We start from the raw sequence: 13,189 nt of genomic DNA, 5'->3' as shown, positions 1-13,189 counted from the left end.
GTGCCAGTGAGTGCCGGGACTGAGGGTGCGCTGCGGGGTCCGCGTGCCGGTGGACCAGTTTCCAGAGTCCTTCTTCCCGCCGGAAGATGCTGGTCACGCGGAGCGCGAATTCCTCGGGGGCCGGAGCTCCCTCCACCCGGGCCCTGAAGTGCTCGGTTTCCACGAGGTACGCGGTGTTGAGGGCTTTGTACGAGGTGACGGTGTCGAAGCCGAGCATCTCGCCGTCGTGGAAATACCGGGATGCCTGGTCCAGCCGGGCTTCCACCTGCGCCCAGCCGCGGGCGATGCCGCCGAACGGGTTGGCAAGGGTGACGTCGTCGAGCCTGGAGTACAGGTCCTTCACCGGACCCGGGTTTCCGCGTGTGATCTCCGGGACCGCCAGGTGGTACCGGTCCACTTCTTCTTCAAAACTTGGTGCGAGCATGGCGTGCCTCCGGCGGGGTCTAGTCTTCGATCGTGGCGATGATGGCGCCGGCCGAAACCGTTTCGCCGGCGCTGGCACCCAGGCCAACGATGATCCCGGAGCGGTGCGCGGTGAGGGGCTGCTCCATCTTCATCGCTTCGAGCACCACCACCAGGTCTCCCTCGGTCACAGCATCGCCGTTGGTGACGGCTACCTTGACGATGGTGCCCTGCATCGGAGAGGTGAGGGCGTTGCCGGTGGCGGCAGCTGCCTGCCCGCCGGAGCGGAGGCGCTTCTTGGACTTGCCGGGCTTCGCGCCGGCACCGGGGCCGGTTCCGATCGAACCCAGGGCGGCCGGCAGCACAACCTCAAGCCGTTTGCCGCCTACTTCCACCGTGACGCGCTGGCGTTCGCCGACGTCGGGCGTTTCAGCCTCGGTGCCTGTGGGCGTCCAGGCCGGGATGTCATTGACGAACGCCGTTTCGATCCACCGGGTATGGACCGTGAACGGGCCCTCCGCGGGAGCGAAGTCCGGGTTGGTGACGACGGCGAGGTCGAAGGGGATGACGGTGGGAATGCCTTCCACCACCATTTCCTCCAGGGCACGGCGGGAACGCTGCAGGGCCTGGGTGCGGGTGGCGCCGGTGACGATCAGTTTGGAGAGCATGGAGTCGAAGTTGCCGCTGATGACATCGCCCTCCTCCACGCCGGAGTCAATGCGGATGCCGGGACCTGTGGGGTTCTTCAGGGTGGTGATGGTGCCGGGCGCGGGCATGAAGTTCCGGCCCGGGTCTTCGCCGGTGATGCGGAACTCGATGGAGTGGCCGCGGACCTCGGGGTCCCCGTAGCCAAGCGCTTCGCCGCGGGCCAGCCGGAACTGTTCGCGGACCAGGTCAATGCCGGTGACCTCTTCCGAGACGCAGTGCTCCACCTGGAGGCGGGTGTTGACCTCGAGGAAGGAAATGGTGCCGTCCTGGCCCACCAGGAATTCGCAGGTGCCGGCGCCGAGGTAGCCGGCTTCCTTCAGGATCGCCTTGGAGGATTCGTAGAGGCGGCGGTTCTGCTCTTCGGTGAGGAACGGTGCCGGGGCTTCCTCCACCAGCTTCTGGTTGCGGCGCTGCAGCGAGCAGTCACGGGTGGAGACCACCACCACGTTGCCGTGGGCATCGGCGAGGCACTGGGTTTCGACGTGGCGCGGTGCGTCCAGGAAGCGCTCAATGAAGCATTCGCCGCGGCCGAAGGCGGCGACGGCTTCGCGAACGGCGGATTCGAACAGCTCGGGGATTTCCTCACGGGTGCGCGCCACCTTGATGCCGCGGCCGCCGCCGCCGAAAGCGGCCTTGATGGCTACCGGGAGGCCGAATTTGTCCACGAATTCGAGGATTTCCTCGGCCGATTCGACCGGATCGGCTGTGCCCGGGACCTGCGGGGCGCCCACTTTTTCGGCGATGTGGCGGGCCTGGACCTTGTCGCCCAAGGCGGAGATTGCGGCGGGGGAAGGGCCGATCCAGGTGATGCCGGCGTCGATGACCTTCGCGGCAAACTCGGCGTTCTCTGCCAGGAAGCCATAACCGGGGTGGATCGCGTCGGCACCGGACTGCCGGGCGGCGTCGATAATTTTTTCCATCACCAGATAGGACTCGGCGGCGGTGTTCCCGCCCAGGGAGTAGGCCTCGTCGGCAAGCCGGACGTGCAGTGCATCGCGGTCAGGATCCGCGTAGACAGCCACAGAGGCGATGCCTTCATCGCGGGCCGCGCGGATGATCCGGACGGCGATTTCTCCGCGGTTGGCGATCAGCACCTTGGTGAGGTTCGACTGCACGGGACTGGCGGACTGCTCCAAATTTGCTGACAAGGCGTCTCCTTCTTTCCTTCAGGGAGCCTAGCGCGATTTTGTGGGTTCCGCCGATATTACTTGCTGATTCCGCGCGTAAATGGGCAAGGCTTTGTAGGGAAGCTACAAAGACCTGCGGAAATGTCCCGCTTTAGTCCGCCAGCCACAGTTCGGTGATGCGTACGTTTGCCTGTCCGAGGAGGTTCCGCAGCGTGGAAATGGACAGCCCGACGACGGCGTGAGGGTCGCCGTCGACCTTCCGGATGAAGGCTCCGCCCAGGCCGTCGATCGTGAACGAGCCGGCGCAGTTCAGCGGCTCGCCGGTGGCGATGTACGCGTCGATTTCCTCCGGTGCCATGTCCATGAAGTGGACCTCCGCGGACGCCACCGCTCCGAGAGTGGCGCCCGATCCCGGTGCTGTTCCGCCGCCGTCGGACGTTCCGTACTCCCCGTCCGAGGGCTCGTGCCCGGCGGCGGTGGCACGGCAGTCCACCAGCCAGTGGCCGGTGTGCAGGACCCCGCTGTTCCCGCTCATCCGGAGCATGCGTTCACGGGCGACGGCAGCGGTGTACGGTTTGCCGTGCGACTCGCCGTCGAACTCGAAGACGGAGTCGCAGCCGATGACCAGCGCGCCCTCCGCCTCGGGCAGCGCTGCCACCGCCTCCGCCTTGGCCCGGGCGAGCAACAGCGCGGTATCGTGCGGATCCGTGACGCCGTAGCGGGCCTGGACTGCGTCCTCGTCCACATCGGACACCAGCACCGTGTGCCGGATGCCGGCCTCGGCGAGGAGTTTGGTGCGGGCGGGGGACTGGGAGGCAAGGATCAGGCGGGTCACGGTTTAAGCCTAGTGGACCGGCTCGCTGACCTTGGCGGTGCCGGACGCCAGGCGTTCGAGTTTGGCGCCCTCCACGTCCACGTCCGGCAGGATCCGGTCCAGCCACCTGGGCAGCCACCAGGTCTTTTCGCCGAGCAGGTACATCAGTGCCGGAACGATCGTCATGCGCACCACGAAGGCATCAAGCAGCACGCCGAACGCCATGGCGAAGCCCAGCGGCCGGACCATGGTCAGGTGGCTGAAGATGAAGCCGGCAAAGACGCTGACCATGATGATCGCCGCCGCGGTGACCACGGCCGCCGCGTGGCTGAAGCCGATGCGCACCGCCTTCTTTGCGGGGGCGCCGTGCATGTAGGACTCGCGCATCCCCGAGGCGATGAACACCTGGTAATCCATGGCCAGGCCGAAGAGCACGCCGATCAGGATGATGGGCAGGAAGCTCAGCACTGCGCCGGGGTTGGCGACGTCGAACACCCCGCCCAGCCAGCCCCACTGGTAGACGGCCACCACAAGGCCGAACGCGGCGGCCAGCGACAAAAGGAAGCCGCCTGTTGCCAGCAGCGGAACCACAATGGAGCGGAACACCAGCAGGAGCAGGATCAGGGAAAGCCCGACGACGATTGCCAGGTAGGGCGGCAGGGCGTCGCCGAGTTTCGTGGAGACATCGATGTTGCCGGCCGTCTGGCCGGTCAGGCCGATGGTCACTCCTGTTTCGGACTGGATCTGCGAGCCGCGTTCGCGCAGTTCGCTGACCACCTGCACGGTGCCTGCCTTCGCAGGCCCCTCTTCCGGAATGACCTGGAACACGGCGGTCCGGCGGTCCTCGCTGAGCGCTACCGGCACGGCGGCCACCACGTTGTCCACACCACGGATCAGGTCCGCGACGTCGTATTGCAGTTCCTGGGCCTGCGCGGCGTCCAGTCCGGCAGGGAACTCACCCACCACCACAATCGGGCCGCTGACGCCTTCGCCGAAGCTGCGGGCGGTCAGGTCGTAGGCCTGGTAGGCCTCGGAGTCGACCGGTTCGGAGCCGCCGTCGGGCAGTGCGAGCTGGAGCTGCGCGGCGGGAAGGGCCAGTGTGCCCAGCAGCAGCACTCCGGCGATCAGTGCCACAACCGGATGGCGTGTCACCAGGCCGCCCCAGCCGCGGGTGCTTTTCTCCTCGTCCCGGGCCTCATCCGCGACCTCATGGCCGGCTTCGGCGTTATGGGCGTCAGCCTTTGCCCAGGCGCGTTTGGAGATGATGCGGCGTCCGATCAGGGACAGCATGGCCGGGGTCAGGGAAAGCGCCACCAGGACAGCCACCGCCACGGTACCGGCAGCTGCAAGGCCCATCACGCTGAGGAACGGCAGCCCGGGGACCACCAGGGCAGCCAGCGCAATAATGACTGTCAGGCCGGCGAAGAGCACCGCGTTGCCCGAAGTTCCCGTCGCGCGCGCCACCGACTCCTCCGGAGCCATCCCCGCCAGCAGCTGGGTACGGTGCCGGTTGACGATAAACAGCGAATAGTCGATGCCGACAGCCAGGCCGAGCATCAGCGCAAGCATGGGGGAGATGGAGCTCATGTCGAACGCGCCGGACAGGGCAAACGTGATGCCGACGCCCACTCCAACACCGATAATGGCCATCAGCAGCGGCAGGCCTGCGGCGATCAGGGTGCCGAGCATCAGGATCAGGACCATCGCGGCCACGGCGATGCCGATGAGTTCAGCCGTTCCGAAGAGCTCCGAAATGTCCTCGGTGATTTCCTTGCTGGCCAGGGCTGTCACGCCGGCCCCGGATGTTCCGTGGGCGATGTCCTGGACCTGTTGCCGGACGGCCGGGGTGAGGGCATTGATGGAGGTGTTGAACTGCACCTGTGCCACCGCGGCCTGGCCGTCCTCGGAGACGAAGCGGACGCCTTCGGACGCCTCGGCCTGGCGTTTGCCGAGCTCCAGCTTGGCCTTGGCGGCCTCAAGTTCCTGGGCGCCGGCGTCGAGCTGTGCCTGGCCTTGCGCCATCGCAGCCTTCTGCTGGCCCAGCTGCGCCTCGATCATGGCCGCAGGTGCGCCGGCGGCAGCGAGCTGCTGCTCAGCTGCGGCAAGTTGGGACTTTCCGGCGTCGAGCTGGGCGCGGGAGGCGTCCAGCCGGGCCTGGCCGGCGGCGAGCTGCTGCTCACCCTCGGCGATGGCCGTCGAGGCCTGGTCCAGTTGCGCCTGGGTGGCGAACGGGTCCACGGTGCCCTTGACGTCAGGCAGGTCTCCGAGCTCGTTCAGGGCATCCGTGACGGCTGCCCGGCTTCCGTCCGTGAACCCGCCCGCCGGGGCTTCAAAGACGATGGTGGCGGATCCGCCGGAGGCTGAGGGCAGTTCCTGCTTCAGCTTGTCGGCGATCCGCTGGGTCTCGGTGCCCGGGATCTGGAAGTTGTTGGACAGCGTGCCATGGAAGGCGGCGGCGGACCCGCCGACGGCCACCAGTACCGCGAGCCAGAGGGAAATGACCAGCCAGCGGTGGCGGTAGGAGAACTTGCCAAGCCGGTAGAGCAACAGGGCCATGTCAGAGCCGTTCTTTGAGGAGGGTAGTGGAGGTGGCGGTGCCCGCCGCGGGGCTGCCGGGTCTGGGGCTGGCGAAGCCGGTGCCGAGGTAGCCCATGGCGTCTATCAGCAGCTGGCGGAGGGTGGAGAGCGATTCGGGGGAGAGATCGGCGCCGCAGCGGATGAACCACACGTCCATGGCCGCCTTGCCGCAGGAGATGACTGATCCGGCAAGGGACCGAAGGTAGAGCTCATCCACTTCGGCGCCGGGCGATGCAGCGAAGCGTTCCCGCGCTGCGCCGATGATCTGTTCGGTGCAGTGGTCCCACGCCTCGAGTTCTGAGCGGGACAGCAGGGCGTTCTCCTGCATCAGGGTGAACAGTTCAGCGAGCGGAGCCACTGTCATGGGGTCCGCGAGCCGCATCAGGGCAGCGCGCGCGGATTCGAGGATGGGCTCGTTGGCGGGCCGCTGCCGGAACTGCCGGAGGACACTGTCCAGGAACCCGTGCGTGACAGCGGCAATGGCGGCTTCAGTGCTGCTGAAGTAATTGAAGAACGTGCGCCGCGAAATGCCTGCCGCTTCGGCGATGTCCTCCACCGTGAAATTTCCCGGGCCTTTGCCCCGCAGCAGCGTCAGGGCAGCATCGGTGATTGCCTGGCGGGTGGCGGCCTTGTTGAGTTCACGGCGCGAAAGCGGTTCGGACATGAAATTACACTACGTGCAAGTTTGCACGGCGCGCAACTTAATTCACAGGAAGATGAAAGGTTACCGACAGGTTCAGCTGAACTTGCCGCAGGAGACTGGAAAGGTCCCGTCAGGGGGCAACATGACCAGCCGTCACCGGACGGCGGATCCAGGAGACACAAATGGTACGCACGAAGAGAATTACCCTGGGCGTCACGGCCACAGCACTGGCCTTGGGCGCCGGAATCGGGATTGCCGGGATGGCGTCAGCAACCACCACGCCCACTCCGGCACCCAGTGCCAGCTCAAGCGCCCCGGCGGATAGCGGCACCGGCGCTGCTCCGGCCGATGGCAAGGGAGGGCGCGGCGGTCACGGCCACGGCGGCATCCGCGGCGTGGACGCTGCCGGTCTGGCCACCAAGCTTGGGGTGGACGAGGCCAAGGTCACCGACGCCTTGAAGGCCGCCCGCGAGGCCAATAAGCCCACCACAAAGCCGGCTGAAGGCGAAAAGCCGGATACGGCTGCCCGGGACGCGGCCCTCGCCAAGTCCTTGGCTGAAGCACTGGGTATCGAGGAGGCCAAGGTCACCACCGCCCTGGCGGAGCTCCGCAGCGAGGCACAGGCCGAAAAGGCTGCTGCCCTGAAAACGAAGCTGGATCAGGCGGTCACTGACGGCAAACTGACCCAGGCTGAAGCGGACGCCGTCACCAAGGCTGTCGAGGCCGGAGTGATCGGGGGCGGCGGCCGCTAGCAGGTCCGCCACTCCTGAGGGGACCAACACCCCTCAGGAGGGGCGGACTTCCCAGGTGAAACACACAGGGAAGTCCCCGGGAAAATTTCCCGGGGACTTCCCTGTTGGTGTCTGTGGTGGCCTACGGTCAGACCGTCATCTGGGGATCAGGCCTTGGTGCCGGCCAGTTCCCTGGGGATCAGGCCTTGGTGCCGGCCAGTTCCCTGCCGGCGTCCGGCGAAGCGGTGCCTTCGGCGGCGGCGGAATCCGCGGCGGGGGAGTCGGCGTCGTCGTCCACGAACGGGGTGCCGTTGCGCGGCGCGTTGTAGAGCGTCTCGTCCAGGATGCCCTGGCGTTTGGACACGATGGTGGGGACCAGTGCCTGGCCGGCCACGTTCACCGCGGTGCGGCCCATGTCCAGGATGGGATCAATCGCCAGCAGGAGGCCGACGCCGGCCAGCGGCAGTCCCAGCGTGGAGAGCGTCAGGGTGAGCATCACCACGGCACCGGTGGTGCCCGCCGTTGCTGCAGAGCCGAGGACCGAGACCAGCGCGATCAGCAGGTACTGGGTGAAGTCGAGCTGGACGCCGAAGAACTGGGCCACGAAGATCGCAGAGATGGCCGGGTAGATCGCTGCGCAGCCGTCCATCTTGGTGGTGGCACCGAGGGGCACGGCGAACGAGGCATAGGCGCGGGGAACGCCCAGGCTGCGTTCGGTGACCCGCTGGGTCAGGGGCAGGGTGCCCACCGACGAGCGGGAGACGAACGCCAGCTGCACGGCCGGCCACACGCCGGAGAAGTACTGCTTCACGGACAGGCCGTGGGTGCGGATCAGGACCGGGTAGACCACAAACAGCACCAGGGCGAGGCCCACATAGATGGCGAAGGTGAACTTGCCCAGGGCCCCGATGGTGTCCCAGCCGTAGACGGCCACGGCGTTGCCGATCAGGCCGACGGTACCGATGGGGGCAATCCGGATGATCCACCACAGGACCTTCTGGATCACGGCGAGGGCGGAAGCATTGAGGTTCAGGAAAGGCTCGGCCGCTTTGCCCACCTTGAGCGCGGCCACGCCGACCGCGATGGCGATGACCAGGATCTGGAGCACGTTGAAGCTGACGGAGGTGCTGACCGTGGTGGCCGCGTTGGCGCTTTCCGTCACGGTGGAGCTTGCGCCGAGTCCCAGGAAGTTCTTGGGGAACAGTCCAACCAGGAAGGACCACCAGTCGCCGGACTTGCCGGAGTACTTGGCCTCCTGGGTGATGCCGGTGTTGGCGCCGGGTTGCAGGAGCACACCAAGGCCAATGCCGATCAGGACGGCGATCAGGGAGGTGATGGCGAACCAGAGCAGGGTGTTCCAGGCCAGCTTGGCGGCGTTGGAGACCTGGCGCAGGTTCGAGATGGAGCTGACCACAGCCGTGAAGATCAGCGGCACCACGGCAGTCTGCAGCAGCGAGACATAGCTGGAACCAATGGTCTGCAGCGTGGCGCCCAGGCCGTTGGGCTCTGCCTTGGTGCTGCCCGTGTACTTGGCCAGCAGGCCGAGGCCCAGCCCCACGATGAGGGCGGCGATGATCTGGAAGCCGAACGAGCCTGCCCATTTGGGCAGCTGGAAGCCGGTCTTTCCTGCGGATTCGGGGGTGCGGGTTTGAGTGCTCACCAGAACACGCTAGGGCGGGTCCACTTAGCACAGCGAACGAACGTTGAGAAATATTACGCCGACACAAACGCCGTTGCACCTGGAATACCCCGCAAATCCGGCGTCATACAAGGCAATTGTGAAGTTATTCCCGCTCCGGCTGTGGCGAACCTCTCCCCAGTGAGGCGGGAGGAGAGGGACTCGGCGGCCGCAAGGCTCCCCGTCACGCCTGATACCCACAACGCGGGGTCACTTGACGCCCGATACCGCCGTCGGATTGGGCGTCAAATGACCCCGCGTTGCTTTATGAGGGGCGAGTCGGGGCGATTGGGAGCTAGGAGAGCAGCGCCCGGCGGAGGGTGTCGAGGCCAACGGAGCCGATGTTAAGGGCGCGGGTGTGGAACTCCTTGAGGTCAAAGCCGGGCCGGGCCTCAAGTTCCGCACGGATCTGCTCCCAGAGCCGCTGCCCCACTTTGTAGGACGGCGCCTGGCCGGGCCAGCCGAGGTACCGGGTGAATTCGAAGTTGAGCTGGCCCTCGCTGATAGGCAGGTTCTCCCTCAGGAATGCGTAACCCTTGTCCGGGGTCCAGGTTCCGGAGCCCCAGCGTTCAGGGACCTGCATTTCCAGGTGGATGCCGATGTCGAACACCACGCGGGCGGCCCGCATCCGCTGCATGTCCAGCATGCCCATGTGGTCGCCGGGGTCGGTGAGGTACCCGAGTTCCTGCATCAGCTTCTCCGCGTACAGTGCCCAGCCTTCGCCGTGGCCCGAGGTCCAGCAGACGTTCCGCCGCCACTTGTTGAGCAGTTCCCGCCGATAGGTGGCGGTGGCTACCTGCAGGTGGTGGCCCGGAACTCCTTCATGGAACACGGTGGTGGTCTCTGCCCAGGTGGTGAAGGTATCCTCGCCGGCCGGGACGGACCACCACATCCGGCCGGGACGGCTGAAGTCATCGGACGGGCCGGTGTAATAAATGCCGCCCTCGTCGGTGGGAGCGATCAGGCATTCGAGCTTTTTCATCACGTCGGGGATTTCGAAGTGCACTCCGGCGAGGTCTGCAACGGCCTTGTCCGAGAGTTCCTGCATCCAGGCCTTGAGCGCGTCAGTGCCCTTGAGTTGCCGTGCCGGATCATTGTTGAGGATGTCTTTGGCCTCAGCGATGCCGGCCCCGGGTTGGATGGTGTCCGCCACTTTTTCCTGTTCGGCGATGAGGCGGTCGAGTTCCTGGACGCCCCACGCGTAGGTTTCCTCGAGGTCGACGGCGGCGCCCAGGAAGGAGCGCGAGGCGAGGGCATAGCGCTCCCGGCCCACCGCGTCTTTCTGCGGGGCGGCGGGAAGCAGTTCAGTGCTCAGGAAGTCAGCCAGCTCCGTGTAGGCACCACGCGCGGCGCCGGCACCGGCGTGGAGCTTTTCCTGGATATTCTCCGGCAGGGGACCGGCCTCGGTCCGCGCCCCGGCCGCGAGCTTCGCGAAGAAGCCGTCCCCGGCGGCGTACTTGGTGGCCTGTTCAATGACCGTCGAGACCTGGCGCGCGGCTGCAACCCTTCCCGCTTCCTTGGCCGTCCGAAGTGCGTCGATGTAGCCGCGGACAGCACCGGGCACGTTCAGGGCCCGGCCGGCAATGTGATCCCACTGCTCCGCCGTTTCGGTGGGCATGAGGTCAAAGATGGCCCGGATGTCCTGAGCGGGCGAGGCGATGTTATTGAGGTTGGCTTCATCCCACCCGGACTCGTGGATTTCAAGCTGGAGCCCCAGCCGCTCACCCATGGCGTCCAGGGTGACGGCGTCAACATCATCCTGCGGTGCGAGGCCGGCCAGCGCGGCGAGCGCCTTCCGGGCTTCCGCCGCGAAGGCGGCGATGCCGGCCGGGGAGTAATCCGGGTACTCGGTCTCGTGGCCCGCGATGCCCAGTACGGTGGCAAACGAAGGATCCAGCCGGATCAGTGTGTCCGTGTAGTCATCCGCCACTGCATCAATGGCGGTCCGGGGACGGGTGGCGGGGGCGGTTTCGGTAGTCACCCCAAGAGCCTAACCCCGGCTCCGCCTCCAGGCACCGGGACCCGGCGTGGGCGCAAGCCGAAGTTGCTGCCGGCGGACCCAGTGCCGGACTGTGGGCTTGCCCGCCGCAGCGGCTTCCGTGCCGGTTAAGGAAAGAACGACGGCGGTGAGCGCCGCGAGCTCCTCGGCGGACGGTTGCCCCTTCACCACAGAGAACAGGGGTTCGGCGGACTCTTCCGCCGGCTTGTCCTGGGCGCTCACAACGGAATGTTTCCGTGCTTCTTGGTGGGCAGGCTGGCCCGTTTGTCACGCAGTGCCCGCAGGCCCTTGATGATCTGGAGCCGGGTTTCAGACGGTGCGATCACGGCATCAATGTAACCAAGCTGGGCGGCCTGGTACGGATTGAGCAGTTCTTCCTCATACTGCCGGATGACCTCGGAGCGCCGGGCTTCAACGTCTCCGCCGGCCTCGGCAACGGACGCCAGCTCACGGCGGTAAAGGATATTGACCGCGCCCTGGGCGCCCATGACGCCGATCTGCGCTGTGGGCCACGCCAGGTTGAGGTCCGCACCGAGTTTTTTGGAGCCCATCACGATGTACGCGCCGCCGTAGGCCTTGCGTGTGATGACTGTCAGCTTGGGGACGGTGGCCTCGGCGTAGGCGTACAGCAGCTTGGCGCCGCGGCGGATGATGCCCTGGAACTCCTGGTCCTTGCCGGGCAGGAAGCCGGGAACATCCACCAGGGTAATGATGGGGATGTTGAACGCATCGCAGTGTCGGACAAAGCGGGCGGCCTTCTCCGAGGCGGCGATGTCCAGTGTGCCGGCGAACTGCAGCGGCTGGTTGGCCACGATTCCCACTGTGTGGCCTTCAACGCGGCCGTAGCCGATGATCACGTTCGGGGCGTACAGGGACTGCATCTCCAGGAAGTGCGCGTCGTCCACAATCTGGCTGATGACAGTGCGCATGTCGTACGGCTGGTTCGCCGAGTCCGGGACAAGCGCGTCCAGGGCGAGGTCGTCGTCGTCGATCTCCAGGTCCTGCTGGTGCTCCAGCACAGGGGCCTCGGCGAGGTTGTTGGACGGCAGGAAGTCCAGCAGTTCGCGGACGAATTCGATGGCGTCGGCCTCATCAGAGGCCAGGTAGGTGGAGGTCCCTGTTGTGGCGTTATGCTGCCGCGCCCCACCGAGGGTTTCCATGTCCACATCCTCGCCGGTGACGGTTTTGATGACGTCCGGTCCGGTGATGAACATGTGTGAGGTCTTATCCACCATCACCACGTAATCGGTGAGGGCCGGGGAGTAGGCTGCGCCGCCGGCCGACGGGCCCATGATGAGTGAAATCTGCGGCACCACCCCCGAAGCGTGGACGTTGTTCCGGAAGATATCGGCGAACATGGCCAGCGAGGCGACGCCTTCCTGGATGCGTGCGCCGCCGCCGTCGAGGATGCCCACCACCGGGCAGCCGTTGCGAAGGGCGAATTCCTGGACCTTGACGATTTTCTCGCCGTTGACCTGGCTCAGGGAGCCCCCGAATACGGAAAAGTCCTGGCTGTAGACGGCCACCGGCCGGCCGTCCACGGTGCCGTAGCCCGAGACCAGGCCGTCGCCGAGGAACCTCTTTTTCTCCATGCCAAAGGCAGTGGAGCGGTGTACGGCAAGGGCATCGAACTCCACGAAAGAGCCCTCGTCCAGCAGAAGCTCAACGCGCTCGCGGGCTGTGTTCTTGCCGCGGGCGTGCTGCTTTTCGATGGCCTCGGGGCCGGAGGGCTGTTCTGCACGGGCCTGGCGGTCGCGGAAATCGGCGATCTTTCCCGCTGTCGTTGTCAGATCGTGGCTCATTCAGTATCTCCGGCTCTGTAGCAGATTGGTGCTGTAACAATGTGGTGTTTCCTGCGCGGTGGACGCCCGGCTGGACGCGGGAGTTAAGTGGATTCCACACAAAAAACGGACCCTGCTCGCTAGTCTAATGACGCCCTGGGCCAGGGCCGCTGTAGAAAACCTACAATTTTCGGCCTTCTTCCGCCGCGCTCCCGCATGTTACCGGTGAGTAACATAAGTCGGTTACAGTTGGTCCATGACTTCGAGCAACGACGCACGGACCGCCGCGGCCCCCTATCAGTCCACCGGTTCCCTGGAGGGCCGCACCATCCTGATGTCCGGCGGCAGCCGCGGCATCGGGCTGGCCATTGCCCTCAGGGCGGCCAAGGACGGTGCCAACATTGTCCTGCTGGCCAAGACCGGCCAGCCCCATACCAGGCTCGCCGGCACCGTCCACACCGCCGCCGCGGACATCGAAGCCGCCGGGGGCCAGGCCCTGCCGATCGTGGGTGATGTCCGCAGCGATGAAGATGTGGCCAATGCTGTGGCAGCCGCCGTCGAACGCTTCGGCGGGATAGACATCGTGCTCAACAATGCGTCCGCCATCGATCTGTCCACCACGGACGATATCGACATGAAGCGCTACGACCTGATGCAGGACATCAATGTCCGGGGAACCTTCCTGCTGTCCAAGCTGGCGTTGCCTGCCCTGCGGCAATCCGCCAACGG

At 66.1% G+C, this 13,189-nt stretch carries 11 protein-coding genes; 2 read left to right on the top strand and 9 right to left on the bottom strand.

Annotated features, from left to right (window positions below):
* The 5 genes from DBR22_RS13740 to DBR22_RS13720 form a co-directional block, all read right to left on the bottom strand.
* Positions 1 to 424: YybH family protein (locus DBR22_RS13740; protein WP_108599478.1), on the bottom strand; the 424-nt coding region annotated here is incomplete at its 3' end.
* 19 nt (positions 425 to 443) lie between these two features.
* The gene (locus DBR22_RS13735) at positions 444 to 2,258 is read right to left on the bottom strand and encodes an acetyl/propionyl/methylcrotonyl-CoA carboxylase subunit alpha (RefSeq protein ID WP_108599477.1); all 1,815 of its coding nucleotides are present in this window, start codon (positions 2,256 to 2,258) and stop codon (positions 444 to 446) included.
* Between the two features lie 130 nt (positions 2,259 to 2,388).
* On the bottom strand, positions 2,389 to 3,072 hold the full coding sequence (locus DBR22_RS13730; protein WP_108599476.1) for a Maf family protein: 684 nt from the start codon (positions 3,070 to 3,072) through the stop codon (positions 2,389 to 2,391).
* Between the two features lie 9 nt (positions 3,073 to 3,081).
* Positions 3,082 to 5,607, bottom strand: coding sequence for an MMPL family transporter (locus DBR22_RS13725; protein WP_108599475.1), 2,526 nt, complete (start codon positions 5,605 to 5,607; stop codon positions 3,082 to 3,084).
* 1 nt (position 5,608) lies between these two features.
* Positions 5,609 to 6,292 (bottom strand): TetR/AcrR family transcriptional regulator, encoded by a 684-nt coding sequence (locus tag DBR22_RS13720; protein ID WP_108599474.1) that lies wholly within the window; start codon positions 6,290 to 6,292, stop codon positions 5,609 to 5,611.
* A gap of 161 nt (positions 6,293 to 6,453) precedes the next feature.
* On the opposite strand from DBR22_RS13720, the gene DBR22_RS13715 reads away from it, so the two are divergent.
* Positions 6,454 to 7,023, top strand: coding sequence for a hypothetical protein (locus tag DBR22_RS13715; RefSeq protein WP_108599473.1), 570 nt, complete (start codon positions 6,454 to 6,456; stop codon positions 7,021 to 7,023).
* 178 nt (positions 7,024 to 7,201) lie between these two features.
* Here the strand turns inward: DBR22_RS13715 and DBR22_RS13710 are convergent, their stop codons facing one another.
* From DBR22_RS13710 to DBR22_RS13695, 4 genes are all read right to left on the bottom strand, one after another.
* Positions 7,202 to 8,662, bottom strand: a complete 1,461-nt coding sequence (locus DBR22_RS13710) for a dicarboxylate/amino acid:cation symporter (protein WP_108599472.1) — start codon at positions 8,660 to 8,662, stop codon at positions 7,202 to 7,204.
* A gap of 313 nt (positions 8,663 to 8,975) precedes the next feature.
* Entirely contained in the window at positions 8,976 to 10,661 is a 1,686-nt protein-coding gene (locus DBR22_RS13705) for a DUF885 domain-containing protein (protein WP_108599471.1), read from the bottom strand.
* 9 nt (positions 10,662 to 10,670) lie between these two features.
* On the bottom strand, positions 10,671 to 10,901 hold the full coding sequence (locus DBR22_RS13700) for an acyl-CoA carboxylase subunit epsilon (RefSeq protein WP_181365181.1): 231 nt from the start codon (positions 10,899 to 10,901) through the stop codon (positions 10,671 to 10,673).
* A complete protein-coding gene (locus tag DBR22_RS13695) occupies positions 10,898 to 12,481 on the bottom strand; it encodes an acyl-CoA carboxylase subunit beta (RefSeq protein WP_108599470.1) in 1,584 nt (527 codons plus the stop codon). Before DBR22_RS13695 ends, DBR22_RS13700 begins: the two co-directional genes overlap by 4 nt.
* Positions 12,482 to 12,716: 235 nt before the next feature.
* On the opposite strand from DBR22_RS13695, the gene DBR22_RS13690 reads away from it, so the two are divergent.
* A partial coding sequence (locus DBR22_RS13690; protein ID WP_146187506.1) for an SDR family NAD(P)-dependent oxidoreductase occupies positions 12,717 to 13,189 on the top strand: 473 nt, incomplete at its 3' end.

Source organism: Arthrobacter sp. HMWF013, assembly GCF_003061105.1.
In the GTDB taxonomy this organism is placed as follows: domain Bacteria; phylum Actinomycetota; class Actinomycetes; order Actinomycetales; family Micrococcaceae; genus Arthrobacter.
The sequence above is the reverse complement of the archived record's forward strand: the minus strand, read 5'-3'. Positions and strand labels throughout refer to the sequence as shown.

Excerpts from the sequence above, each read along its gene's own strand:
- DBR22_RS13725 (WP_108599475.1), bottom strand. The coding sequence starts at position 5,607 with ATGGCCCTGTTGCTCTACCGGCTTGGCAAGTTCTCCTACCGCCACCGC.
- DBR22_RS13715 (WP_108599473.1), top strand. The coding sequence starts at position 6,454 with ATGGTACGCACGAAGAGAATTACCCTGGGCGTCACGGCCACAGCACTG.
- DBR22_RS13720 (WP_108599474.1), bottom strand. The coding sequence starts at position 6,292 with ATGTCCGAACCGCTTTCGCGCCGTGAACTCAACAAGGCCGCCACCCGC.
- DBR22_RS13695 (WP_108599470.1), bottom strand. The coding sequence starts at position 12,481 with ATGAGCCACGATCTGACAACGACAGCGGGAAAGATCGCCGATTTCCGC.